Source organism: Loktanella sp. R86503 (genome assembly GCF_042466455.1).
Classification (GTDB): Bacteria; Pseudomonadota; Alphaproteobacteria; order Rhodobacterales; family Rhodobacteraceae; genus Loktanella.
The window spans coordinates 1,551,515-1,576,567 of sequence record NZ_JAXHCI010000002.1 but is presented as its reverse complement, the minus strand read 5'-3'; the positions used below and the strand labels follow the sequence as shown (position 1 = coordinate 1,576,567).

Annotated in this window: 28 protein-coding genes and 1 tRNA gene; 18 read left to right on the top strand and 11 right to left on the bottom strand. The window is 61.8% G+C overall.

All coding sequences use genetic code 11. The features are described from left to right. The first annotated feature begins 52 nt into the window (after positions 1–52). The 8 genes from SJY10_RS08630 to SJY10_RS08595 all read left to right on the top strand — a co-directional run bounded on the left by SJY10_RS08630 (position 53) and on the right by SJY10_RS08595 (position 5,528). Positions 53–628: a YceD family protein gene (locus SJY10_RS08630; protein WP_386681577.1), complete on the top strand. Its 576-nt coding sequence runs from the start codon at positions 53–55 to the stop codon at positions 626–628. A 159-nt stretch (positions 629–787) separates the two neighbouring features. Further along, positions 788–991, top strand: a complete 204-nt coding sequence (rpmF, locus tag SJY10_RS08625) for a 50S ribosomal protein L32 (RefSeq protein ID WP_386681575.1) — start codon at positions 788–790, stop codon at positions 989–991. A gap of 40 nt (positions 992–1,031) precedes the next feature. Beyond that, the gene (gene plsX / locus SJY10_RS08620; RefSeq protein WP_386681573.1) at positions 1,032–2,126 is read left to right on the top strand and encodes a phosphate acyltransferase PlsX; all 1,095 of its coding nucleotides are present in this window, start codon (positions 1,032–1,034) and stop codon (positions 2,124–2,126) included. Positions 2,127–2,128: 2 nt separating this feature from the next. Continuing rightward, on the top strand, positions 2,129–3,097 hold the full coding sequence (locus tag SJY10_RS08615) for a beta-ketoacyl-ACP synthase III (protein WP_386681571.1): 969 nt from the start codon (positions 2,129–2,131) through the stop codon (positions 3,095–3,097). Positions 3,098–3,190: 93 nt separating this feature from the next. Beyond that, a complete protein-coding gene (gene ihfA / locus SJY10_RS08610; RefSeq protein WP_386681569.1) occupies positions 3,191–3,493 on the top strand; it encodes an integration host factor subunit alpha in 303 nt (100 codons plus the stop codon). Between the two features lie 11 nt (positions 3,494–3,504). After that, positions 3,505–4,221, top strand: coding sequence for a MerR family transcriptional regulator (locus SJY10_RS08605; protein WP_386681566.1), 717 nt, complete (start codon positions 3,505–3,507; stop codon positions 4,219–4,221). A gap of 68 nt (positions 4,222–4,289) precedes the next feature. Then, a tRNA-Pro gene (locus tag SJY10_RS08600) sits at positions 4,290–4,366 on the top strand. A 64-nt stretch (positions 4,367–4,430) separates the two neighbouring features. Beyond that, the gene (locus tag SJY10_RS08595) at positions 4,431–5,528 is read left to right on the top strand and encodes a 2'-deoxycytidine 5'-triphosphate deaminase (RefSeq protein WP_386681563.1); all 1,098 of its coding nucleotides are present in this window, start codon (positions 4,431–4,433) and stop codon (positions 5,526–5,528) included. 83 nt (positions 5,529–5,611) lie between these two features. On the opposite strand, the gene scpB is transcribed toward SJY10_RS08595, so the two are convergent. The 7 genes from scpB to SJY10_RS08560 form a co-directional block, all read right to left on the bottom strand. Next, positions 5,612–6,232: an SMC-Scp complex subunit ScpB gene (scpB, locus tag SJY10_RS08590; protein WP_386681560.1), complete on the bottom strand. Its 621-nt coding sequence runs from the start codon at positions 6,230–6,232 to the stop codon at positions 5,612–5,614. Beyond that, positions 6,225–7,019, bottom strand: a complete 795-nt coding sequence (locus SJY10_RS08585) for a segregation and condensation protein A (protein WP_386681557.1) — start codon at positions 7,017–7,019, stop codon at positions 6,225–6,227. Before SJY10_RS08585 ends, scpB begins: the two co-directional genes overlap by 8 nt. A 12-nt stretch (positions 7,020–7,031) precedes the next feature. Next, a complete protein-coding gene (locus tag SJY10_RS08580; RefSeq protein WP_386681554.1) occupies positions 7,032–8,021 on the bottom strand; it encodes a glycoside hydrolase family 3 N-terminal domain-containing protein in 990 nt (329 codons plus the stop codon). Then, positions 8,011–9,120, bottom strand: a complete 1,110-nt coding sequence (locus SJY10_RS08575; RefSeq protein WP_386681551.1) for an SPOR domain-containing protein — start codon at positions 9,118–9,120, stop codon at positions 8,011–8,013. Before SJY10_RS08575 ends, SJY10_RS08580 begins: the two co-directional genes overlap by 11 nt. 58 nt (positions 9,121–9,178) lie before the next feature. Then, on the bottom strand, positions 9,179–10,921 hold the full coding sequence (argS, locus tag SJY10_RS08570; protein ID WP_386681548.1) for an arginine--tRNA ligase: 1,743 nt from the start codon (positions 10,919–10,921) through the stop codon (positions 9,179–9,181). Positions 10,922–10,991: 70 nt separating this feature from the next. Then, complete coding sequence (locus SJY10_RS08565) at positions 10,992–12,839, bottom strand: cation:proton antiporter (protein WP_386681545.1); 1,848 nt, start codon at positions 12,837–12,839, stop codon at positions 10,992–10,994. Further along, on the bottom strand, positions 12,829–14,001 hold the full coding sequence (locus tag SJY10_RS08560) for a deoxyguanosinetriphosphate triphosphohydrolase (RefSeq protein ID WP_386681543.1): 1,173 nt from the start codon (positions 13,999–14,001) through the stop codon (positions 12,829–12,831). The genes SJY10_RS08565 and SJY10_RS08560 overlap by 11 nt, the downstream gene beginning before the upstream one ends. 70 nt (positions 14,002–14,071) lie before the next feature. Between SJY10_RS08560 and SJY10_RS08555 the strand changes: the two genes are divergently transcribed. The 3 genes from SJY10_RS08555 (at position 14,072) to SJY10_RS08545 (ending at position 15,736) form a co-directional block, all read left to right on the top strand. Next, a complete protein-coding gene (locus SJY10_RS08555; protein WP_386681540.1) occupies positions 14,072–14,398 on the top strand; it encodes a HesB/IscA family protein in 327 nt (108 codons plus the stop codon). A gap of 238 nt (positions 14,399–14,636) precedes the next feature. Next, on the top strand, positions 14,637–15,416 hold the full coding sequence (xth, locus tag SJY10_RS08550; protein ID WP_386681537.1) for an exodeoxyribonuclease III: 780 nt from the start codon (positions 14,637–14,639) through the stop codon (positions 15,414–15,416). Between the two features lie 8 nt (positions 15,417–15,424). Beyond that, positions 15,425–15,736, top strand: coding sequence for a hypothetical protein (locus SJY10_RS08545; RefSeq protein ID WP_386681534.1), 312 nt, complete (start codon positions 15,425–15,427; stop codon positions 15,734–15,736). Here the strand turns inward: SJY10_RS08545 and SJY10_RS08540 are convergent. Further along, positions 15,733–16,833 (bottom strand): FAD-dependent oxidoreductase, encoded by a 1,101-nt coding sequence (locus tag SJY10_RS08540; protein WP_386681533.1) that lies wholly within the window; start codon positions 16,831–16,833, stop codon positions 15,733–15,735. The genes SJY10_RS08545 and SJY10_RS08540 overlap by 4 nt on opposite strands. Before the next feature lie 4 nt (positions 16,834–16,837). After that, positions 16,838–17,260, bottom strand: a complete 423-nt coding sequence (gene dksA, locus SJY10_RS08535) for an RNA polymerase-binding protein DksA (RefSeq protein WP_386681532.1) — start codon at positions 17,258–17,260, stop codon at positions 16,838–16,840. Between the two features lie 225 nt (positions 17,261–17,485). On the opposite strand from dksA, the gene SJY10_RS08530 reads away from it, so the two are divergent. The 7 genes from SJY10_RS08530 to SJY10_RS08500 all read left to right on the top strand — a co-directional run bounded on the left by SJY10_RS08530 (position 17,486) and on the right by SJY10_RS08500 (position 23,161). Next, on the top strand, positions 17,486–18,331 hold the full coding sequence (locus tag SJY10_RS08530; protein WP_386681529.1) for an AAA family ATPase: 846 nt from the start codon (positions 17,486–17,488) through the stop codon (positions 18,329–18,331). Between the two features lie 346 nt (positions 18,332–18,677). After that, entirely contained in the window at positions 18,678–20,018 is a 1,341-nt protein-coding gene (locus SJY10_RS08525) for a DUF2927 domain-containing protein (RefSeq protein ID WP_386681527.1), read from the top strand. Positions 20,019–20,034: 16 nt separating this feature from the next. Next, positions 20,035–20,208 carry a hypothetical protein gene (locus SJY10_RS08520; protein ID WP_386681526.1) on the top strand — a complete coding sequence of 58 codons (174 nt, stop codon included), beginning with the start codon at positions 20,035–20,037 and terminating at the stop codon, positions 20,206–20,208. Next, positions 20,209–21,393, top strand: coding sequence for a VWA domain-containing protein (locus tag SJY10_RS08515; RefSeq protein WP_386681524.1), 1,185 nt, complete (start codon positions 20,209–20,211; stop codon positions 21,391–21,393). It abuts the gene before it with no gap. A 70-nt stretch (positions 21,394–21,463) separates the two neighbouring features. Further along, entirely contained in the window at positions 21,464–21,820 is a 357-nt protein-coding gene (locus SJY10_RS08510) for a hypothetical protein (RefSeq protein WP_386681522.1), read from the top strand. Continuing rightward, positions 21,817–22,422 (top strand): DedA family protein, encoded by a 606-nt coding sequence (locus SJY10_RS08505; protein WP_386681520.1) that lies wholly within the window; start codon positions 21,817–21,819, stop codon positions 22,420–22,422. Before SJY10_RS08510 ends, SJY10_RS08505 begins: the two co-directional genes overlap by 4 nt. A 55-nt stretch (positions 22,423–22,477) precedes the next feature. Continuing rightward, complete coding sequence (locus tag SJY10_RS08500) at positions 22,478–23,161, top strand: M48 family metallopeptidase (RefSeq protein WP_386681517.1); 684 nt, start codon at positions 22,478–22,480, stop codon at positions 23,159–23,161. Between the two features lie 28 nt (positions 23,162–23,189). Here the strand turns inward: SJY10_RS08500 and SJY10_RS08495 are convergent, their stop codons facing one another. After that, a complete protein-coding gene (locus SJY10_RS08495) occupies positions 23,190–23,729 on the bottom strand; it encodes an RSP_2648 family PIN domain-containing protein (RefSeq protein ID WP_386681515.1) in 540 nt (179 codons plus the stop codon). A 10-nt stretch (positions 23,730–23,739) separates the two neighbouring features. After that, positions 23,740–24,936: an RSP_2647 family RNA methyltransferase gene (locus SJY10_RS08490; protein WP_386681512.1), complete on the bottom strand. Its 1,197-nt coding sequence runs from the start codon at positions 24,934–24,936 to the stop codon at positions 23,740–23,742. Positions 24,937–25,053 lie beyond the last annotated feature (117 nt).

The window sequence follows — 25,053 nt, the reverse complement described above, 5'->3', positions numbered from 1 at the left end:
TTTAACTCACCTACAACATGCGACGCCCCTTGTTCAAGAATGGAACCGCCCGATGACCGACGCACCTGAATTGCCGACGAAAATCCTGCGGCTGGCCGATCTGACCAACCGCCACGCCAGCACCTTTGATCTGATGCCAACACAAGAAGAGCGCAGCGCGATTGCTGCCTACTTTGATATTCCTGCCGTGAAAAAGCTGGTCTTTGCCGGGGAAATCACACCGCTGGGCCGCGGTGACTGGCAGCTGACCGCCAAACTGGGGGCTACGGTGGTGCAGCCTTGCGTTGCCACTCTCGCACATGTGACCACGCGCCTGGACGAAGATGTCCGCCGCGTCTACGCCCGCGACTTTGCCTATCCCGACGGGGCAGAGGCCGAAATGCCAGAAGATGACGCGGTAGAGCCGCTGCCGCAGACGCTTGATCTGGGCGCTGTCATGATCGAGGCGCTAAGCCTTGCCCTGCCCGCCTTTCCCCGCGCCCAAGGCGCAGAGCTGGGCCAGGTGCTAGCCGCAGCCGAAGGCATCGCGCCGATGACGGACGATGATGCGAAACCATTCGCCGGTCTGGGCGCACTGCGCGCGCAGCTGGAAAAAGACGCGGATGACAGCGGCGAAAACAACGCGTAAGACCGCTGTTACAAAAGGGTTGCACAAACATGCTTTCGCAGTATGTTCGCGGCCTCTTGTTTACCCCCCTCGACAGGGCGGCCCTGATGACATAGGACCGCCGCGAGATCACCAAATCACGGGCCATTCGCGCCCCTCAGTTAACAGATAGGTTGCGACATGGCCGTCCAGCAGAATAAAGTCTCCAAATCCCGCCGCAACATGCGTCGTGCACACGATTCGCTTTCCGGTGCGAACCCGAACAACTGCACGAACTGCGGTGAAGAAAAGCGCCCTCACCACATCTGCCCGTCCTGCGGCCACTACGCGACTCGCGAAGTGATCACTGCTGACGCAGTCGAGCTTGACGAAGACGCGGCGTAAGCCAAACACCGGCGACCAAAACGAACAGAGAGGCATAACCATGCTTGATACAGGGACGGCCCTGCCAGGTGTGGATGGCTCTCGCGTTTTGTCGATCGACGCCATGGGCGGCGATAACGGGCCTGCAACGGTTGTTGCGGGCCTTTCCCTGTTTCTGAAAAAGAACCCGGACACGCAGGTCATACTGCATGGCCGTGCCAAGGAACTGACGCCCCTGCTGGCCAAACACGGTCTGACAGACAAGGTCGTCCTGCGCGACGCCAGCGATGTCGTCACGATGCACGATAAGCCAAGCCACGTTGTGCGCCATGGCAAGGCCACATCCATGTGGTCAGCGATCGAGGCTGTGCGCACCGGCGAGGCAGGCGTTGTCGTATCCTGCGGCAATACCGGCGGGCTGATGGCGATGTCGATGCTGCGCCTGCGCAAGATCGACGGCGTGAACCGCCCCGCGATTGCCTGCCTGTGGCCCTCTCGGAACAAGCAGGGCTTTAACGTCATGCTGGATGCGGGTGCCGATATTCGCGCCGATCAGGATGATCTGCTGATCTATGCGCTGATGGGCACATCCTATGCCCGCAACGCCTTTGACCTCAAACGCCCCCGCGTCGGCCTGCTGAATGTCGGCACCGAGGAGCACAAAGGCCGCGCCGAATTGAAAGTCGCGCACGAGCTGATCAGCGCCTCTGCGCCCAAGGGCGATTTCGAATACGTGGGTTTCGTCGAAGGCGGCGATCTGCCCGGCGATGTTTGCGATGTCATCGTTACTGACGGCTTTACGGGCAATGTCGCGCTGAAAACCGGCGAAGGCATCGCCAAGCTTATTTCCGATTTCATGCGCGAATCGCTGAAAGGATCGCCGCTGTCGATGCTGGGTGCCTTGCTGGCGCGCGGCGCGCTGCGGTCGCTGCAAAAGCGAATCGATCCACGCCGCGTGAATGGCGGGGTCTTTCTGGGCCTAACCAAAACCGTTATCAAAAGCCACGGATCAGCCGATGCCACGGGCGTTGCTGCTGCCATTTCGCTTGCGCACCGGCTGGCGGATCAGCACTTTTCCGACCGGCTTGCCTCTCGGCTGGCTTCATCCTTGCCGCATGAACAGGACCGTGCCGCCCCATCCGAAAAGGAACAGTGAACATGCGCCGCGCAGTCGTTCAAGGCGTCGGGCACTACCTGCCTGAACGTATCGTCCCAAACGCATGGTTTGCCGAAACCCTTGAAACTTCGGACGAATGGATTCGCAGCCGGTCCGGGATCGAACGGCGCCACTTTGCCGCCGACGGCCAGACCACATCCGAACTTGCCACCCGCGCCGCAAAGGCTGCTCTGACGGATGCGGGAATAGACGCCGAACAGATCGACGCCATCGTTTTGGCGACCTCGACCGCGGATATGACCTTTCCGTCCGCCGCGACCATGGTGCAGGCCGCCATTGGCAACACCCGCGGCTATGCCTTTGATGTGCAGGCGGTTTGCGCGGGATTCGTTTACGCGCTGGCGCAGGCCAATGCGCTGATCGTATCGGGTCAAGCGGACCGCGTGCTGGTGATCGGCGCTGAAACATTCAGCCGCATCATGGACTGGACCGACCGCAGCACCTGCGTTCTGTTCGGTGATGGTGCCGGCGCGCTTGTGCTTGCCGCCGAAGACGGGACCGGCACTGCGACGGATCGCGGCGTTCTGTCCACCGACCTGAACAGCGACGGCCGCTACCGCGATCTGCTGTATGTCGATGGCGGCGTCGCCACACAGAACACGGGCAAATTGCGTATGGAAGGCAAGGAAGTTTTTCGCCACGCCGTCGAAAAGCTGGCTTTGACCGCCGATGCGGCCTTGCAAAAGGCGGGTCTGGGCGCGGATGATGTCGACTGGGTCGTGCCGCATCAGGCCAACATCCGCATCATTCAATCCACCGCGAAAAAGCTGGGCGTTGGCATGGACCGCGTTGTGGTCACGGTGCAGGATCACGGCAACACGTCTGCTGCGTCGATTCCGCTGGCGCTGTCCGTCGGCGTTGCCCGCGGCCAGATCAAGCGCGGCGATCTGCTGGTGACCGAAGCCATCGGCGGCGGTCTGGCCTGGGGCGCTGTGGTCCTGCGCTGGTAGGTTTTTCAACCGAAAGCAGATCGACCTGCGCTGGCTTTTTATTGACATTTAATTTGCCGCGACCGTAAGGTTCTTCAAATCTTGGGGGATGACATGACTGATAAAACATTGACGCGCATGGACTTGGCTGATGCAGTCCACACGCAGGTTGGCCTGTCGCGCAATGAAAGCGCAGAGCTGGTCGAAAGTGTTTTGCAAGAAGTGTCCAATGCACTGGTTGCCGGCGAATCGGTCAAGATTTCGTCTTTCGGCACATTCTCGATCCGAGATAAGGCAGCGCGGATTGGCCGTAACCCCAAGACGGGCGAAGAAGTGCCGATCCATCCGCGCCGGGTGCTGACATTCCGTCCCAGCCACCTGATGAAAGACAAGGTTGCAGCGGGCAACAAACCATAAGGGACGTCCCATTGGCCAAGGCTCCTGATGCCTTTCGCACGATTTCCGAAGTTGCAGAAAGTCTGGACACCCCGGCCCATGTGCTTCGGTTCTGGGAAAGCAAATTCACCCAAGTCAAACCCGTCAAACGCGCTGGCGGCCGGCGGTATTACCGACCGGATGATGTCGCCTTGCTGGGTGGGATCAAAGTGCTGCTGCACGATCAGGGCCTGACGATCAAAGGCGCGCAAAAGGTGCTGCGCGACAGCGGGCTAAAGGCTGTGATGAGCATGGCCGACACAGATCAGACGTTCGATTCGTCCAGCGATCTGGCAGATGGCGGTGATATAATCGATCTGGTCGCCAACAGCGTGCCGGCAGATGAAACGGTGCCCGAAATCGAACCTCGGTCGCAGTCCCTGCCAGAGCCGCAACCGATCGCGACACCGCCTGCCACCGATGAGCCCGATCATGACGCCCCCGCGCAGCAGGATGTCGCGCTTGAAAGCATCGCGCAGCCGAACATCGTGTCGCTTCAGACGGCGATTCCCCCCCATACCATGCCGGCCGCCGCATCCCGCCCACTGCCGGACCTGCCACCCGTTCCCGCCCCGCGCCCGGCGGCGGCGTCGCGTGTCCTGCAGGACCTCGCCTGCGCCGATCGCGCGGCACTGGCGCGATCCGCGACAAAAATTGCCCCCGTGCTGGCCCGTTTGGCACAACTGCACAGCCGGATGACGGCGGGGTGAAAATAACCGGGGCTTTGGCGCAATTCGCCTCTTGCCCTCTGCACCGTATCGGGTAAACAGCCCTCAGTCGGGCTATAGCGCAGCCTGGTAGCGCGTCCGTCTGGGGGACGGAAGGTCGCAGGTTCGAGTCCTGCTAGCCCGACCAAACAAACCGCCCGCTGGCACCTGTGCCGCGGGCGTTTTGCTATCTGATGCTTGGGGGATCGCGCATGACTACATTTGCAAAAGGCGTCTTGGCCGATCACCAGATCGCCCAGTTGATCGCAAGCGGTGCGATTGCCGCCGATGTTCCCTTTGATGACGGCCAGATCCAGCCCGCATCCCTTGACCTGCGCCTTGGCGATGTTGCCTACCGTGTGCGCGCGTCCTTTTTGACCGGGCGCAACCGGACTGTGACCGAACGCCTGCAGGATTTCACCATGCATGCGGTGCCGCTGGCAGGCGGTGCGGTCCTGGAAAAAGGCTGCGTCTATGTCGTGCCGCTGCGTGAACGATTGGATCTGCCTGCAGGCATGACCGCCGCCGCCAGCGCCAAATCGTCCATCGGGCGGCTTGATCTGCTGACACGCATCATCACCGACCGGGGCGAAGCCTTTGACCGTGTGCCCGAAGGCTACACCGGCCCCCTTTACGTCGAGATTTGTCCGCGCAGTTTTTCCGTGGTCGCCCAGCCGGGGCAGATGCTGAACCAGATCATCTTTCGCCAAGGCCAGACCTTGATGAGCGATCCGGAATTGCTGGCGCTGCATGCGCAGACCCCTATCGTGAATTCGACGCCGCAGATATCCGACGGCCTTGGCTTTTCCGTTGACCTGCGCCCCGCGCAGGGCACGCTGATCGGCTACCGGGCCAAACCGCATACGGGTGTCGTGGATCTGTCCAAGCTGAACCACTACGCCCCCGCGGATTACTGGGAAGAGGTCCATACAGACACCGGCTGGATCATCCTTGATCCCGGCGCGTTCTATATTCTGGTCAGCCGCGAATCGATTGCAATCCCGCCGATGCAGGCCGCCGAAATGGCCCCCTATCTGGCAATGGTGGGGGAATTTCGGGTGCATTACGCCGGCTTCTTTGATCCCGGTTTCGGCTGGGCCGCTGCTGGCGGCACCGGATCGCGCGGCGTGCTAGAGGTGCGCTGCCACGAGGCGCCCTTTGTGCTGGAGCACGGGCAAACCGTGGGACGGCTGGTTTACGAACATATGTCGTCCCATCCCGAGGCGCTTTATGGTGCCGGGATCAAATCGAACTATCAAGGACAGGGGCTTAAACTGTCCAAGCATTTCGCGGCAGGCATTCCGGGCTAGGCCCCGCATGGTCCCTGCCCTTTGCTGCGCGATCACAGGCAGTTTGCATGTGAGCCGGACGCATCCGGACCGTGACGGTCGCCTTATTCTTCGAACAGATCGTCCTGACTGTCGTCCGCGTCCGGATCTTCTGTCCCTGGCGGCGGACGGTTTTCCAGCAGACCCGCTGCCCGCAGCTCTTTCAGCCCCGGCAGATCGCGAGCGGTTTCCAACCCGAAGTGATCCAGAAAATGAGAGGTCACAATAAATGTCACCGGCCGCCCTGGTGACATGCGCCGCCGCCCCAGCCGGATCCAGTCCAGTTCGATCAGCTGATCCAGCGTGCCGCGGCTGACAGATACGCCGCGAATTTCTTCGATCTCGGCCCGGGTGGCTGGCTGATGATAGGCAACAATCGCTAGCGTTTCAATGGCGGCGCGGGACAGTTTGCGCGTCTCGACGACCTCGTGCTGCATCAGATAGCCAAGGTCCGCCGCCGTGCGAAAGGCCCAGGCATCGCCGATTTTCATTAGGACGACTCCGCGCCCTTCGTAGCGTTTGCGCACATGGGCCAGCGCGGTTGCCGGATCGCAGCCATGCGGCATACGGCCCGCCAGTTGCGGCAGGGTCATGGGATCGGCAGTGGCGAACAGGATCGCTTCGATCATGCGTTCCTGTTCCGCCATCGGCGGGGCCTCGAACAGGCTATCAAGCGGCTCAGCCATCGCGCGGCGTCCTTTTGCGAATGTGGATCGGGGCAAAGGTATCGCCCTGCCGGATGTCGATACGGCCCTCTTTCGCCAGTTCCAGGCTGGCGGCAAAGGTCGCGGCGGTGGCGGTGCGGCGGCGGACGGGGTCCTCTTGCCAGTCCATGGGCAGATAGCTGGCGATATCGGTCCAGTCGCCGGCAAAGCCGATCATCTCGCGCAGGCGGTCCAGCGCCTCTTCCATGGTCATCAGGTTTTCGCGGTCCATCACGAAGGGCCGGAAATCGTCGCGGGTGCGGATGCGGGCGTAGCCCTGCATCAGGTCCAGCAGGCTGGCGGTATAGGTGACGCGGCGCACGCGGGCGACGTCCTCTGTGATGCCGCGGGGAAAGAAATCGCGCCGCAGCTGGTCGCGCCCCATCAGACGGGCGGCAACGGTGCGCATCGCCTCCAGCCGTTCCAACTGGAACGCCAGATGCGCGGCCAGTTCCTCGCCAGAGGGGCCGTCGTCGGTGGGATCGGGGGGCAGCAACAGGCGGGATTTCAAAAAGGCGAGCCAGGCGGCCATCACCAGATAATCCGCCGCCAGTTCCAGCCGCAGCGCCTTGGCCTGCTGCACAAAGGCCAGATATTGCCGCGCCAGCGCAAGGATCGACACCTGCCGCAGGTCCACTTTTTGGGTGCGCGACAGCGTCAGCAGCAGATCGAGCGGACCTTCGAATGAACCGACATCGACAATCAGCGCCTCTGCGGCAACGCGTTCGGCGACACTGGCTTCGCCAAGGTCAAAGGGTTCCTGTGCCATGGCCTGCGTCCCCTACGACAGTAGGGCCTCTAGTTCGCGGACCGCGGCGGTAATGTCAATCGGCTGAGGCGCGGCGCGCTGGTTCAGCGCATGCAGCCCGCGGGCCTGCGCGGCAGCGGTCATGGGGCCAGCGGCAGCGGCGACGGCAGGCATTTCCGCCAGATCGCCGTTGCAATGCAGCACGATATCGCAGCCCGCTGCAATCGAGGCCACTGCGCGTTCCGCAGGCGTGCCCGACAGCGCCTCCATCCCGATATCGTCGGTCATAATCAGGCCGCCAAAGCCGATATCATCCCGGATCACCTGCATCATGGTGGCAGAGGTCGTCGCGGGCGCATCAGGGTCGATATCGCCGAAAACGATATGCGCGGTCATCCCCATGCGAATGTCATTCAGAGCTTTGAACGGCGCGAAATCCCGCGCCATCAGATCGGCGCGGGGCGCATCCACACGCGGCAGGCTTTTGTGGCTGTCCACGCTGGCGCGGCCATAGCCGGGGATGTGTTTCAACACCGGCAGCACGCCGCCCGCGACAAAGGCATTGGCGCAAACGCGCGCGGCCTCGACCACGATAACCGAGGTTTCACCGTATAAACGGTTGCGCAGCACGGGGTGGGTCTGCGCCTCGACCAGATCGGCAAGGGGCGCACAGTTCACGTCGATGCCGACGTCATGCAGTTCGGCGGCGATCAGGCGGTTGCGCAGCCATTGGGCGCGGATCGGATCGCGGCTGCGTTCCATCTGGTCCAGCGCCGGCAGGTATTCGCGCCAATGCGGGCTGCGCATCCGCTGCACGCGCCCGCCTTCCTGATCGATCAGGATCGGGGCGGCGCGGCCCAGGCAATCACGCAGATCGGCCGTCAGGGCGCGCAACTGGTCCGGATTGTCCACATTGCGGGCGAACAGGATAAAGCCCCAAGGGTCCGCGTCCTTGAAAAACGCAGCCTCTGCCGGTGTCAGCCGCAGCCCCGACAGGCCAAAGATCGACGCGTTAGCGGACAACGACAGGCGTGCAAGCTGCGCGGCTTGCGTCCAAGGTTTCGCAGAACTGGCGCGCTGCGGGCAGATCGTCGAACCCGCTGGCCCGCAACCGGTAGAAGGTCGCACCGCCCGATGATGCTTCTTGAATGATCTGGGTCTTTCCAGCCAGCATCTCGCCGAATTTGCCTTGCAGACTGATCCACTCCTTCGACGCATCCTCTGCCGTCGGGAAAGCGCCAAGCTGCACCAGTTTGGTGCCTACGGGCAGATCGTCGGTCAGCACGGCAACCGACGGCAACGTGTCCTGCGCCGCAGCGGCGGAAACGGTGACCGGCGCTGCGGCCAGATCGGTGGCGGTGGCGACCGCAGGCGCTGCACGCAAGGGGCGCACGGTCGGGCGCAGCACAGAACGCACGGCCCCGGCGGCAGCGACGGGCGCTGCATCCGGTGCGGCAACATCCGATGCCATCGCCTCTGCCAGGGCAAGCGCGATGGGGTCCTGCGCATCCATATTCGCGATTTCGGTGATATCGTCCTCTTTGCCCGCGGCCGGTTCACCATCAAGTGTCATGACAGGGCTGTCGTTTGCCTCGTCCAGGTTATCCAAGGGGGCCATCGGCGTGATCCCCGCAGAGATCTGATCTGCCATGGCCAGAATATCATCCGCATTCATCGGCCCGGTGGGCACGGCCATCGCCGTGTCCTGCACCTGATCCGCAGCCGGCACGCTAGCCGGGGCAGCCGCCGCGTCCGCCGCATCCACGATGGTATCCGTCAGCGGCGCGGTCTCCAGATCCTCTGCCGCAAGCTCTAGCATGCGCGGGGCCAGGGTGACGGTATCTTCGGGGGCCGCAGCCTCGCCCGAGCCGGCCACGGCGTTCACGGCCAGGCCGCGATGATCCGCGACATCGCCGCCGGGGTTTTCCGGTGCGACACGCATGTCGCCCTGCATGGCGCGGACGACGGGCACACCGCTGACATCGCGCAGGATGGTCTTGGTGCCCCAAACGGCGACGCCGATCATCAGCGTCAGGCTTACAGCCGCGCCGGCATATTGGGTGTAGCGACCGGCCAAATCCGTCAGACTGCCGCGGGCTTGCGCCTCGTCATATACTGCCATTACTGCCTCGTTTCTGGCGGGTTCTTGCGACCCGCTTGCCTCTGACCGCGCTGGATGCTTAGCGCATCTCTTCGGCCGGTGTGACGCTAAGGATACCCAAACCGCCTGCGATCACAACCTGAACGGCTCGGATCAGGGCAATCTTGGCCTGCGATGTTGCATTGTCGCCATCCTGAATGAACCGCAGATCTGTTTCCGCATTGCCCAGATTCCACAAACCATGCAGGTCAGAGGCCAGATCATACAGGTAAAACGCGATCTTGTGCGGCTCGTGGCCCTTGGCTGCGATTTCCACCATGCGCGGCCATTCGGCGACTTTACGCGCAACGGCCAGCTCTGCCGCGTGGTTCAGCTTGGTCAGATCAGCGCCGGCCAAAGCCGCATCATCAACCGCGATCCCCGCCTCGCGCGCCTTGCGAAGGACGGAATTCACGCGAGCATGGGCATATTGCACATAAAAGACCGGATTGTCCTTGGACTGCTCTGTCACCTTGGCAAAGTCGAAATCCAGCGGCGCATCGTTCTTGCGCGTCAGCATGTGGAAACGGGTCACGTCGGGGCCGACTTCGTCCACGACATCGGACAAGGTAATGAACGTCCCTGCCCGCTTGGACATCTTGAACGGCTCGCCGTTTTTGAACAGTTTGACCAGCTGCGTCAGCTTCACATCCAGCGGCACGCGGCCATTCGACAGCGCCGAAACAGCTGCCTTCATCCGTTTGACATAGCCGCCGTGATCCGCGCCAAAGACGTCGATCAGCGCGTCATAGCCGCGTTCGATCTTGTCAAAGTGATAGGCGATATCGGGGGCGAAATAGGTCCAGGCCCCGTCGGATTTCTGCACGGGCCGGTCGACGTCATCGCCGTGTTCGGTCGATTTGAACAGCGTCTGTTCCCGCGGCTCCCAATCATCGGGCATTTTGCCCTTGGGTGGTTCCAGCGTGCCGCGATAGATCAGACCAGCAGCGTCGAGCCGTGCAATCGCCTTTTCAATCTTGCCTGTGCCGTAAAGCGACTTTTCCGAATAGAAGTTGTCCATCGTGATGTTCAGCTTGGCCAGATCGGACCGGATCAGGTCCATCATGGCGTCGGTGGCGAACAGGCGCACCTCTTGCAGCCAGACATCCTCTGGCGCATCAAGCCAGATATCGCCGACCTTCGCCTTAAGCGCCTCGCCGACCTCGATCAGGTAATCGCCGGGATAGGTTCCCTCCGGCCAATCGACGGACAGATCGTGCGCCTCTTGATAGCGCAGATAGACCGACCGCGCCAGGACATCGACCTGCGCGCCGCCATCGTTGATGTAATATTCGCGGGTCACGTCATAGCCTGCATAGTCCAGCAAGCTGGCCAGCGCGTCACCAAAGACAGCACCCCGCGTATGGCCGACATGCAGCGGACCGGTCGGGTTGGCAGAGACATATTCCACCAGCACCTTTTCCTGCCCGCCCATCGTGCTGCGGCCAAACCCCGGATCGGTCAATGCGTTGATGACCAGCCCCTGCCAGACCGTATCGGCCAGCCGCAGGTTCAGAAAGCCGGGACCTGCCACATCGGCGCTGGCCACGCGCGGATCATCGGTCAGCCGCGCCGCAAGCGCATCGGCAATATCGCGCGGCTTCATGCAGGCAGGTTTTGCCAGCACCATCGCGGCATTGGTCGCCATATCGCCATGCCCTGCATCGCGCGGCGGCTCCACCGATACAGCATCGGTGGTCAGGCCCGCGGGCAGGATTCCGTCTCGCTCCATCCCGGCCAGCGTGTCGATGACAAGGGCGCGCAGATCGGCAAAGATATTCATGGCATTCGCTTTCGTTCAGTGATCGTGGCGGTCATACCACCGCCACGGCAAAGGTCAACGCAGGCTGGCCTTAGGGGTTTGCCGGCGGCTGGGGCGCGGGCGTGCCGTCCTCTGCGGCTTCTGGCGGGCGCAGGGCGATGATCCGGGTGCCGGGCACGCCGCGCATATCCGCCGGATCGGACAGCATCTTGAACTCTCCGTTTGGCAGGATACGGGCAACCAGATGGGACGCGGGCCGCTTGTCGATCCAGTGCTGCAAGGTGAACTCTTCGGTCAGGCGCGTGACGCGGAAAGTCCAGCCTTCGGCGACAAGGCGGTTCATCTCGTCAAAGGTCGCGCCGTGGGCAAAGGTGCGCCCGCCCAGCGTCGCCGGCAGGGCATGCCGCAGCGAATCCGTCTTGGCGCGAGAGACCTGGAACACACTTTCGCGGCCAAATTCCGGTGCAAGGTCCGTGGCCACCAGCGTGTTATAGGCGTCGTTATCCGTCGCCGCCAGCAAGGTCGCATAGCTGACCAGTTCCAGCCGCTGCTCTGCCCCTTCGGACAGGATATCGCCGGAAAACGTGGCAATACCGGCCGCCCGCGCGGCGCGCAGATGGCCAAAGTTGGGATCGGTCATCAGCACCGGCACCTCTGCCTTCGTCAACGCCTCTGCCAGGGCGGTGGTCCAGGTGGAACCGCCGATGATGACCACGCCGGGATTGCCGGCCCCCGTCAGCCCAAGGAATTGTGCAAAAGGTTTCAGCGTAAAGCCGTGCAGCACCACGGTGACCGCAACCAGCACAAAGGCCAGCGGCCCAATCAGCGCCGCATCTTCGAACCCCAGCGCCAGCAGGCGTTCGGCAAACAGCCCGGCGACAGCCACCAGCACCACACCGCGCGGGCCGGTAAAGGCGATCAGCACCTGTTCGCGCCACGGAATGCCCGACCCCCACAAGGACGCAAAGACCGTCACGGGCCGCGCCACCAACACGATGCCGACAACAAAGAACAAGGATCGCCACGTCAGCAATTCCAGCGCCGCGAAATCAAGGTTGGCCGCCAGAAGGATGAATACACCCGACACAAGCAGGATCGTGGCGTGTTCCTTGAACCGGCGCAGTTCCTCGTAGGATGGCAAATTCGCGTTGGCGATCACGATGCCCATGACGGTCACGGCCAGCAGCCCGCTTTCATGCAGGACCGCATCGGAAATGCCAAAGATCCCCAGCAACAAGGCAAACAGGATCGACACCTTCATGTATTCCGGCACCCAGCCACGCCGGAACGCAGCGGCAAGGCCGTAACCGGCGGCCAGACCGATCACAAGCGCAAAGCCGATTCCGGCCCCGAGTTCCCACAAGGCCCCGCCCACGGTTTCCACAGTGTTCAGGACAAGGACAACCTCAAACGCCAGGACGGCAGCCATAGCACCGATGGGGTCATTGACGATCGCTTCCCACTGCAGCAGCTGCGACGGACGGCGCGACAGGCGTGCTGTGCGCAGCAAGGGTGCGATGACGGTGGGACCGGTGACGATCAGAATACCGCCGAACACCCAGGACGACGACCACGACAGTCCAGCCCCGTAATGCAATGTCAACATTGACAAAACCCAGCCCAGCGGGGCCCCGACAAAGACCAGCCGCCGCACGCCGACTGCCGCATCGCGCAGCTGGTGAAAGTTTAGGGTCAGGCCGCCTTCGAACAGGATGATCGCAACAGCAATCGCGATGACAGGCCCCATCAGCGGGCCGATGTCCCGGGCCGGATCGAAAATCCCCAGCACGGGGCCGATCACGATGCCCGCGACCAGCATCAGAACGATGGCGGGCATACGCAAACGCCATGCAAGCCATTGCGATCCCACGCCAAGTCCGCCGACAAGCGCGATTGCTATAACGGGGCTTAACGCGCCGGGTACGGTTTCAATGGCCATCGGTAACTCCTGGTGGGACGTCTGTGCCGCCGATCAGGCGGGCATGTTCTTGGATTGCGAAACGGTCTGTCATGCCAGCGATGTAGTCCGCAACGATCCGCGCCAAGGCCTCATCGCTTTGCGCCTCGCTGACTTCCTTGCGCCACTGCTTTGGTAACTCACCCGGATTGCTTTGATAAAACGGAAACAATTCGTCGATCATATGGGTGACGGCATGGCGCATCTCGACCACGGCGGGGGCGCGATACATGCGTTCGAACAAGAACTTACGGATCACTTTTAAATCTTTCCAAAGCGCAGGAGAGAACTGCACCATCATGCGACCGGCATTGCGGATATCAGCCACCGTCGACGGATTGAAATCGGCCAAATTCTTGCGGCTGACATCGATGACATCTTCGACCAGCACCCCAAAGAACCGGCGCAGCGCCTCGTGGCGGCGGCGGTAATAGTTCAAGCCGGGATAAAGCGCATCGACGCGGGCAAAACAGTCCTTGAGGATTGGCATCTCAGCCAGCTCGTCGGTGCTAAACAGTTCTGCACGAAGACCGTCGTGTAAGTCATGGTTATTATACGCAATATCATCGGACAGGGCCGCGACCTGCGCCTCTGCACTGGCGTGGGTGTCCAGTTCCAGATCATGACGCTGGTTGTAGGCGGTCAGCGCCCAAGGATAGGGTTTGGGCACGGGGCCGTTGTGCTTGGCGATGCCTTCCAGCGTTTCCCACGTCAGGTTCAGACCGTCCCATTCGGCGTAGTGTCGTTCCAGATCGGTCACGATCCGCAAGGCCTGCGCGTTGTGATCAAAGCCGCCGTAAGGCTGCATGAGGCGGTCAAGCGCCTCTTCTCCGGTGTGGCCAAAGGGGGTATGGCCAAGGTCATGGGCCAGCGCGACAGCCTCTGTCAGTTCTACGTTCAGGTCCAGCGCCGCAGCCACGGTGCGGGCGACCTGCGCCACCTCGATCGAATGGGTCAGGCGCGTGCGGAAATAATCGCCTTCGTGTTCGATGAATACCTGAGTCTTGTGTTTAAGCCTGCGAAAGGCGCTTGCGTGGATGATCCGGTCCCGATCCCGTTGAAAGGGCGAACGGAAATGACTTTCCTCTTCCGGGTATAGCCGTCCGCGTGCACTGGCGGGATCTGTCGCATATGGGGCTGCCATGTTGTTGCCTGCTTGTGACCTGAACTTGCCCTTCCTATATTGAAAGCAACCGCAGACCGATAGGTGCAACATGCTGACCCTGCCCCCGACCGTAACGCCGCGCGCCTTTGAACGGCTTGCCGAAATCGGTGCATCCGCACAAGGCAAGGCCTTGCGCATCGCCGTAGAAGGCGGCGGATGTTCCGGTTTTCAATACGAAATCGCGCTGGATGAACCGGGCGAGGATGATCTGAAGCTGGAAGCAGGCGGCGAATGTGTCGTGATCGATTCTGTCTCGCTGCCGTTTCTTGCCTCGGCGGTCATCGACTTTACCGAAGAGCTGATTGGTGCAAGGTTCGTGATCGAAAACCCCAATGCGACGTCGTCCTGCGGGTGCGGCACGTCATTTTCCATGTGACGTGATGCGACATTGTGGAACTATCTTTCTTGATACAATGTTGTTACAGTAATTCCTGACCAGACGGAGACCGCCATGACTGCCATCATCGCCATCACCATCCTTGCGGGCATTGCAGCCGTGGCCGCCGGCCAGGTTGCAGAGCAGCCTGTGCGTATTCCGGTGCGTGTCCGCGACGACTGCTGATCTTGTGCCGCGCCCGCCCCGCCGTTAGCGTGGCGAAAAATTAGGGCGGCTTATGAAAATTGCGACATTCAACATCAACGGCGTCAAGGCGCGCATCGACGCGCTGACGACCTGGCTGCAGGACAGCGCCCCTGACGTGGCGCTGCTGCAGGAAATCAAATCCGTCGACGACGGCTTCCCCCGCGACATCATCGAAGACCTTGGCTATAATGTTGAAACCCATGGGCAAAAGGGATTCAACGGCGTTGCCATTCTGTCCAAGCTACCGCTTGAAGACGTCACGCGCGGCCTGCCCGGCGATGAGGATGACGAACAGGCCCGCTGGATCGAGGCGACTGTGGTCGGCGATGTCGCGGTACGGCTCTGCGGGCTTTATCTGCCAAACGGCAATCCCGCGCCCGGGCCAAAGTTCGACTACAAGCTGGCTTGGATGGACCGGCTTTATACCCGCGCCAAGGACCTTATGGCGCAGGAAATGCCCGCGCTTATGGCGGGCGACTACAATATCATCCCCCAAGCCGAAGACGCAGCCCGCCCCGATGCCTGGCGCGAGGATGCGCTGTTTCGCCCTGACAGCCGCGCCGCGTTTCGCCGGATCTTGAACCTTGGCTTCACCGAAGGATTCCGCGCGCGCACCAGCGGGCCGGGACATTATTCGTTCTGGGATTATCAGGCGGGGGCATGGAACAAAAACGACGGCATCCGCATTGATCACATACTGATGACACCGCAATGTGCCGATCTCATGCGCGATTGCTATATAGAAAAAGACCTGCGCGGCCGCGAAAAGCCAAGCGATCACGTGCCTGTATGGGTCGATCTTAACGCATAGGATTAGCTTTGGTTCGTAAGATTTTGTTTCTGCTATATCTTACGACCTCAGCAGCGGCAGCGCAGGCGCAATGTCGTATGGCAGCCGCGGGGTCCTGCGTAACGGTAGCACCGCAGCGCACACCGCCCCCCGTCGCGATCGGAGAAGTCATTTCAAAAGGCAAATATTCCATGGTCATGGATGCCCGCTGGTATGGCTTGCCGCCAGCGCAGGATGGATGGGTCTATTTCCGGATTGAACGGGACGTTTACCGCGTGGATTATGTCACTATGACCGTGCTGGAACGCGCAACGGCAGAGGCAGGCCGTAACTGGCCCTAAGCCGTTGCATCAAAAGCGTAAAGCCAATCCATTCGGTTGATAAACGCCCCCGGTGCCACAACACCCAGCCCCTTTAATCCCAGATGGGCGATACGCCGCTTCGGGCCGCGCAGGTGATAGTTTTTGGCATTCGCACTGGCGGCCGCAATGGCGCGGCGCACGCGGGGTTGGCGCAGCGCCTGATAACGCGGCAAGCCGGCAGCCAAGCCATGCAGCGCCAACTGGCGGGCCAAAACGGCAGCATCCTCCAGCGCCAGATTTGCCCCCTGCGCCAGAAATGGCAGTGTCGGATGGGCGGCGTCCCCGACAAGCGCCACGCGGTCTGTCACCCATGTGGGTGCAACGGGATGCTGAAACAGGCCCCAAAGGTTCGGGTTTTCGACCTGCATCATGATAGACTGCAACGCCCCGCAGGCGTCAGAAAAGGCCTCTCGCAGATTTGCGGGCGCGTCCGGGTGGTGCCAGCCTTCGTCGGCCCAGTCGCTGCGTTCTTGCACGGCCACGATATTCAGCCGCCCGCCGGGCAGCGGATAGGTCACGACATGGCGGCGCGGCAGCATCCAGATGCGGGCTTGCGGCGCGGCATCCGCCTTGATTACGGCACGCCAGGCAACCTGTCCGGTAAACTTGGCCGCAGCAGAGCCGTTCAGCAGGCCTCGCGTCATTGACCGGATCCCGTCCGCCCCGATGACCAGATCGGCTTCGGGTAGGTCGTCGCTGCGGTGGTTCAACACGATCTGCACACCGCGGCGGTGGCAGGCTGTGGCCAGCATGTCGATCAGGTCGGACCGGGCGACAAAGCGGTAGGCCGGGTTCTGCGCGGACAGATCAAATCGCGTGACGCTGCGCCCCTTTATCCCGTCCATCGGCACCACGGCCTGCGCCGTCAGTCCGGCAGAGTCTAGCGCGTCACCAAGTCCAAGCCAATTCAGGACACGCGCGCCATTGGGGGTGATCTGCAGACCTGCGCCGACCTCTGCGATTGCGGGGGCCTGTTCGTAAACAACAACGCTGGCCCCTTGCATCGCAAGGGCCAGCGCCGTGGACAATCCGCCGATGCCGCCGCCAATCACGGCGACATGGGAATGGGCAATCATCCGGTCAGTCGTCGCGGTGCACTTTTTCGCGGCGCTCGTGCCGCTCTTGCGCCTCCAGCGACATCGTGGCGATGGGACGTGCGTCCAGCCGCTTCAGGCTGATCGGCTCTCCGGTGATGGAGCAGTAGCCGAATTCGCCTTCTTCGATGCGGCGCAAGGCGGCGTCGATCTTGGACACCAGCTTGCGCTGCCGGTCACGGGTGCGCAATTCGATCGACCGGTCCGTTTCCTCGGAGGCGCGATCGGCCACGTCGGGAATGTTGCGGGTCTGGTCCTTCATACCGGCGACGGTGTCGCGGGTGTCTTCCATCAGGTCGGCTTTCCAGTCCAGCAGCTTGCGGCGGAAGTATTCAACCTGACGCTCGTTCATGAAGGGCTCATCTTCGGCCGGCGTGTAATTGTCCGGCAGGAAGGTCTCTGCTTTCATCGTCGTGTCCCCACTTGCGCCAGATCTATTAACGGCGGTAACTCCGGACATCTGGCAAACTCCCCTAGATTGGCGCCCGTTTACCCCCATCGGGCGAGTCTGTCACCCCCTTAAACGCCAGTTATAGCTACCAATTCGATCACAAATTAACCCTTGGTCAGGCAGGAATAACACTTGCCCTGCGCCAGATCAGGCCACACCCTGCGCCAAATACAGGAGATGCGAATGACCCACGCTTTTACCGGCACCGATGCTTATGTTGCGACGGACGATCTGACGATGGCCGTCAACGCGGCCATTACCCTGCAGCGCCCCCTGCTGGTGAAAGGCGAGCCGGGCACCGGCAAGACAGAGCTGGCGCGGCAGGTCAGCGCCGCCCTGAATATGCCGATGATCGAATGGCACATCAAATCCACAACGCGGGCGCAGCAGGGGCTTTATGAATACGACGCCGTCAGCCGTCTGCGTGACAGCCAGCTTGGGGACGAACGGGTCAACGATGTCGCCAACTATATCAAACGCGGCAAGCTGTGGCAGGCCTTTACCGCCGAACAGCGGTCCGTGCTGCTGATCGACGAGATTGACAAGGCCGATATCGAATTCCCAAACGATCTGCTGCAAGAGCTCGACCGGATGGAATTCCACGTTTACGAGACAGGCGAGACCGTGCGCGCCGTCGTGCGGCCCATCGTGATCATCACATCAAACAACGAAAAGGAATTGCCGGACGCCTTTCTGCGGCGCTGCTTTTTCCACTATATCCGCTTTCCCGATATCGACACGATGCGCAAGATCGTGGCCGTGCATCACCCCGGTATCAAGGATGCCCTGCTGACCACCGCCCTGACGCAGTTTTATGAATTGCGCGACACGGCAGGGTTGAAGAAAAAGCCTTCCACATCAGAGGTGCTGGACTGGCTGAAACTGCTGCTGGCAGAGGATCTGTCGCCCGAGGATCTGCGCCGCGATTCTAAAAACGCCCTGCCCCGCCTGCATGGCGCGCTGCTGAAAAACGAACAGGATGTTCACCTGTTCGAACGCCTTGCATTCATGGCCCGCAACGCCCGCTGACACGGCTTGCGGCGCCTGCGACGCGAAGTCTGGGTCATTAATCGCCACGCGCCGCCGGAATCCTTGTTATAAAAGAGGCAAGAATCGGTGCCGTGGGCCTGATTTTCGCCGCTCTATCAGGCGGCGATGGGCTGCCGAAGGCCTGAATTCCACGGCATTGCCGCAATCTAGGCGCGAATAGACCGCAGTCCTGCTGCACACAGGATCTGTTAGTAAAGAGGAGAGCGATTTTGACCAAGGCACATTTGCTGCTCGCAATGCGCTGTTGTTCGGTAAAGACGGAACCTGCATCTGCGCGGCGCTTCCATTTGCTTTCCGCAACTGACCCCGTCATGGCGGCCGCGTCATGAACCGCGCGTCCACATTGATTTTCGCAGCATTGCTGGCGTCTTGCTCCTCCACGCCAGAAGCGCCGCCAACGCGCGCCGCGACAAACAGCACGCTGCCGGCGATGCGGGGCTTTACCGACAACTATGTCGTGCCCGTCACACGCAGCAACGCTGAAATGGGGCAGGATTTTCTTGACCTGACATTTCGTCTGGAAAGCGGCCGCGCTATCGCGGCCATGTCGCGTTTTGAAGGCCCGATCAGTGTCCGCGTTGCGCCAAGGGCCCCTGCCACGCTGGTCAACGATCTGGAAGGTCTGCTTGGCCGCCTGCGCCGCGAGGCCGCGATCCCGATCAACCGGACCGATCAGGCCGATGCTAATATCGTCGTGCAGACCGTGCCGCTGAACGCATTGCAGCGTGCGGTGCCGAATGCGGCCTGTTTCGTTGTGCCTAATGTGCGCAACTGGGACGAATACATGGGCCTGCGCCGCACGGGTGCTGTGGACTGGACCGCCCTGCAGACCCGCACCAAGGCTGCCATTTTCATCCCCGCCGAAGCTGCGCCGCAGGAAATTCGCGACTGCCTGCACGAAGAACTGGCGCAGGCGCTGGGGCCGCTGAATGACCTTTACCGTCTGCCGGATTCGGTTTTTAACGACGACAACATCCACGCCGTCCTGACCGGTTTTGACATGCTGATGCTGCGGGCGACCTATGCGCCTGAACTGCACAGCGGCATGAGCCGGCAGCAAGCCTCTGCTGCGATCGAACCAGTGCTGGCGCGGCTGAATCCGGCGGGCCAGCGCGGCGGCAGCGGCGTTTTTCCCGATACCTCGCGCGAATGGATTTCCGCGATTGAAACGGCGCTGACCAATGCATCAGCCGGAACGCGGCGGCAGTCAGCGGAACGCGCCGTCAATATGGCGCGGCAGTTTCAGTGGGGCGGCACACGCGAAGGGTTTTCCTATTACGCCATGGGCCGCTTGCAGGTCGGTGTAAATGCCGGTGCCGCGCTGGCGGCGTTCAACCGGGCTGACCAGATCTACAGCACGTCCGCGTCGCTGCAAATCCACCGTGCCCATATCGCCGTGCAAAAGGCAGCCTTTACCCTGTCGTCCGGCGATGCGGCTGGCACAATTGCCTTGACCGACAGCGCCATCCCCGTCGCGCAGCGCCATCACAATGCCGCCCTTCTGGCGGTGCTGATGATGTTCAAGGCCGAGGCGCTGGACATGCAAGGCAACAGTGCCGCAGCAGAGGCGGTGCGGGTGGACAGTCTGGGGTGGGCGCGATACGGCTTTGGCAGTGATGCAAACGTGCGCGCCCGTCTGGCAGAAGTCCGCGGGCTGCGCCCCTGAACAAAGGCGCAATCCGATGATCTTTCCCCTTGGCGGTATCGTTCTTGGTGCCCTGATCGGCGCATTTCGCGCGAAGAAGCGCGGCGGCACCATAATGGACATGCTGCAATGGGGCACCGCCTTTGCCGTGATGCTGGGGATTATCGGGCTGTTCGTGCTGGTTTTCATGCAGCGCGCCGCCGTCGCCTAGATGTTTCTGCGGTTCTTTGACAATCTGCGCAATCACGGTGTGCCGGTGTCGATCCGCGAATTTCTGGCCTTTCTTGAAGGCATGAAGGCGGGTCTTGCGACCTATGATGTGGAAGCGTTCTATCACCTTGGCCGCACGATCATGGTTAAGGATGAACGCCACATCGACCGCTACGACCGCGCCTTTGCCGCCAGCTTTGCCGGACTGGAGGCAATCAGCGACAGCGAGGTGCTGGAGGCTGTTGATATTCCAGCGGACTGGCTGGAAAAACTGGCGGAAAAACACCTGAGCCCCGAAGAAAAAGCCGAAATCGAAGCCTCTGGCGGGTTCGAGGCGTTGATGGAGCGGCTGAAACAGCGTCTGGCCGAGCAAAAAGAGCGGCATCAGGGTGGCAGTAAATGGGTCGGAACAGCCGGCACATCCCCCTTTGGCGCTTATGGCTACAACCCCGAAGGCGTGCGGATCGGGCAAAAGGAAAGCCGGCATCAGCGCGCCGTGAAGGTTTGGGACAAACGCGAATTTCGCGATCTGGACGATACTGTCGATCTTGGGACCCGCAACATCAAGGTCGCGTTAAAGCGCCTGCGCAAATGGGCGCGGGACGGCGCGGAAGATGAGCTTGATTTGGATGGCACGATCCAGAAGACCGCCGAACACGGCTATCTGGACGTGCAAACCCGGCCAGAGCGGCGCAACGCGGTCAAGGTGCTGCTGTTTTTGGACGTCGGCGGCAGTATGGACCCGCATATCAAGGTGGTTGAAGAGCTGTTCAGCGCCGCCCGCGCCGAATTCAAGCACATGCAGCACTTCTATTTCCACAACTGCCTGTACGAAGGTCTGTGGACCGACAACCGCCGCCGCTGGAACGCGCAGACCCCGACCTGGGATGTGCTGCGCAAGTACGGCTCTGATTACAAATGCATTTTTGTAGGCGATGCCAGTATGTCGCCTTATGAAATCGCCAGCCCTGGCGGCGCGAACGAACATTGGAACGCCGAGGCAGGCGCGGTCTGGCTGGACCGCGCGCGCCAGCAATGGCCGGCCCATGTCTGGATCAATCCCCTGCCAGAGCGTCATTGGGGCTATACCCAGTCGATCCAGATGATCCAGCAGATTTTCGGCCCGGACCGGATGCAGCCAATGACCTTGGGCGGCATCGGGGCTGCGATGAAATTATTGACCTGACTTGCGGCGGGTTTAACCTGTTGTTGCGTTTTACGCCCGTAGTCTAGCACAGCGCAAAGAAAGTGATCGAATGGTCCGCCACCTGTGGCAGCATAACCGGGCGGCCCTGATCGCCTTTACCATTGCCGTGGTGGCGGTGCTGTATTTCGGCTTCCAGACCCTGTCGCAGGCCATCTATTGGAACGATCCGGCGCACCGCGATCAGGCGCTGGCCGGGTGGATGACACCCCGCTACGTTGCGCAGTCCTATGATATCCCGCCAAAGGTGTTCCTTCCGGCGCTGTTCCTTGATCCTGCTCAAAAGCCGCGCCGTATATCGCTGGATACGATAGCAGCCGAAAACGGCGTGACACTGGACGACCTGCAACAGCGGATCGACGCGGCGGTCGCACAGTGGCGCAGCACAGCGGCAAAGCGCGCGGAATGAGCGATCTTGCCCTGTCCCTGATCGCCAACTACGGCGTGCCGATCCTGTTTTGCGTAACCTTTCTGTCCTGCCTGGCGCTGCCTGTGCCGTCGTCGCTGCTGATGCTGGCCTCTGGCGGGTTTGCCCAAACCGGGGATTTATCGCTGATGGCCGTCATGATCGCCGCTTTTTGCGGCGCTGTGCTAGGGGACAACAGCGGCTACTGGCTGGCACGCGGCATGGGGACCCGGCTGACCAACTGGCTGGCCGCCCGGCCCAAACGCGCCGCCATGCACCACAAGGGACAAGCCTTCATGGACCGCTGGGGCGGGTCGAGCGTGTTTTTCTCTTGCTGGCTGGTCGCACCGCTGGGGCCGTATATCAACTATGTCAGCGGATTGACGCAGTTTTCATGGCTGCGCTTCGCGCTTTGGGGCATCGCGGGTGAAATCGTCTGGGTCAGCCTTTATGTCGGGCTGGGCTATAGCTTTGCCGACCGGGTGGCGGAACTTGCATCCTTGATGAGCAACGTCTCTGGCCTGATCCTTGCGGTGGCGGCCGTCATCGGGCTGGGGCTGTGGCTGCTGCGCGCACGGCACAAGTCGGTGATGGCTACGGATTGACGCAAGGCCTCATGACGGCTTGGCAATCGTGCTGCTGTGCCCCCATATAGGTGTCATGCTCAAGTTTACCCCCCTTCTGCTTGCGATCATCTACGGCCTTGCGCTGTACCACTTCTCTGCGTGGCGCACACGCAAGGAACTGGACAGCGCATCGACCGAGCTTGCCGACCCAAAGCTGCGCGCCTTGACTGACCGGATGGCGCAGGCGCTGGATATCAAGCGGATCAAGGTGCACATCTACGAGGTGGCGATGGTCAACGGTCTGGCTGCACCGGACGGGCGTATTTTTATCACCCGCGGGTTCTTTGACCGCTACCGCGCCGGCGAGGTCACCGCAGAGGAATTGGCCAGCGTCATCGCGCACGAGCTGGGCCATGTGGCCCTGGGCCATTCACGCCGGCGCATGACCGATTTCGCCGCGCAAAACGCGATGCGCACGGCGATCGCGATGGTGCTGAACCGATTCCTGCCCGGCATCGGCGGCTGGATCGGCAACGGGCTGATGGCGCTGCTTGCAGCACGGCTGTCGCGCGCGGACGAGTTTGAGGCGGATGCCTATGCCTCTGCCCTGCTCGTCAAATCGGGCATTGGCACCGCGCCGCAGCAATCACTGTTTCACAAGCTGGAACATCTGACCGGTACCGCAGGCAAAGGGACGCCTGCGTGGATGCTGAGCCACCCCAAAACCGAACTGCGCATTGCCGCAATCAAGCAGAACGAGGCGCGCTGGAACGCGTAACGCTGCCAATTTTTCGACGAAAATTCGGCTACATCAGCCTTTTGCCAAAACGCGGCAGGCGGGCTTTTTTCATCAGGGCGCGGATGGTCCAGGGTTCCGGCGAAAGCCGGTTCGCCTCGGCGAGAACCTGATGCGCGATATCGCTGACGATCCCCGGCGCTTCGTCATGCAGGCGCAGCAAAAACCCGTCCGGATCGGCGCGGAACAGGTTTTCTTCGGCCAGCAGGTTGCCGGGAAAATCCTTGGCATTCATCGTCAGGATCGCATCGCAATGCCCCGCAACAGCGGCAGCCAATACATGCACGTCGTTTTCATCCGGCAGCCACAGCCGCCGCAACATACCGTCGTCCGGCGTGACAGAAGCGCGGGGAAATTGTGCCGTCAGCGTCGCGATTTCGCCGCGGGCAAAAACTTCGGCCTCCGGTCCCAGCTTGACAGTCGCCCGCGCCCATTCTTCCAGGATACGCGGCGACCAGCAGGGCTGGAACAGCCCTACCGATGCACAACCGATCAGCACTTCGCGCATGACGGTGGGATATAGAACGCAGGCGTCAAGAAGGACTTTCACGCGTCGATCCTCACAACCGGAAGGTCACCGCCTTCAGATAGCCGCTTTCGGCCAGATGCGGCAGCAGCGGGTGGTCCGGTCCGGCAAAACCGGTCTGGATCACCTGGCTGCGCCGACCGGCACGGCCAATCCCGCGGGCAGAGGCGTTGCGAAACCGTGTCAGGTCAGCGGCGTGGCTGCACGAACAGACCATCAGATAGCCGCCATCAGCGACCAGCACGGCGGCCAGACGGGCAATCCGCTCGTAGGCGCGTAAACCGGCCTCGAGCGAGGATTTGTTCGGCGCAAAAGCAGGTGGATCGCAGACGACCAGATCGAACTGCGCGCCTTCTTCGGCCAGTGCCGCCAGCGTATCAAAGGCGTCGCCCTTGCGGGTGGTGAACCTGTCCGACACGCCCATCGCCGCCGCGCCCTGATCCGCCAGCGCCAGCGCCGGCTCTGACCCGTCCACGGCCAGCACAGAACCTGCACCGCCGGCCAAGGCCGCAAGGCCAAAGCCGCCGACGTGGCTAAATACATCCAGCACCCGCGCGCCGCGCGACAGGCTGGCGGCAAAGGCGTGGTTCGGGCGCTGGTCAAAGAACAGGCCGGTCTTTTGGCCGCCCATTAGGTCGGCCATATAGGTCGCGCCGTTCATGGGCACCGGGATCGGGGCGGTAGGTGCGTCGCCGCGCAGAATGCCCATGGAATCGTCCAGCCCTTCAAGGCTGCGCGCGCGGCCAGAGGCGTTCATCACAACCGTGGTCACACCCGTCACCTGCACCAGCGCATCGCACAGCGGCTCGATCAGGGCATCGGCCCAGGCAGCGTTCGGCTGGATCACCGCCGTATCGCCAAAGCGGTCGATGACGACACCGGGCAGACCGTCGGCCTCTGCATGCACAAGCCGGTAGAACGGCGCATCATAGATCCGCTCGCGGTGGATCAGCGCGCGCGTCAGCTTGGCGGCGAACCATGCGGTATCGATCACCGCCTCCGAGTCGCGGTCGATCATCCGGCAGATAATCTTGGACGCCGGGTTCACGGTGACAAGGCCCAGCGGGACGCGGTTTGCATCCTCCAGCACGGCAAGCGCACCGGCGGTCAGCCCGCGTGTGCGGCGGTCTGTGACCAGTTCATTGGCATAGACCCAAGGGAAGCCGTGGCGGATTGCGCGGGCATCCCCTTTGGGGGTCAGGCGGACGGTGGGATAAGAGGGCATATTCATGATCAACGCTTTATCTTGCGGATGCCGCCTGCGCCAGTGGCCAGTTTCGCCCGCCATCCTCTGAAAGCAACAATAAGCAAGCTGACAAGCGTTGTTAGCGCTAACCGTTCATGCTAA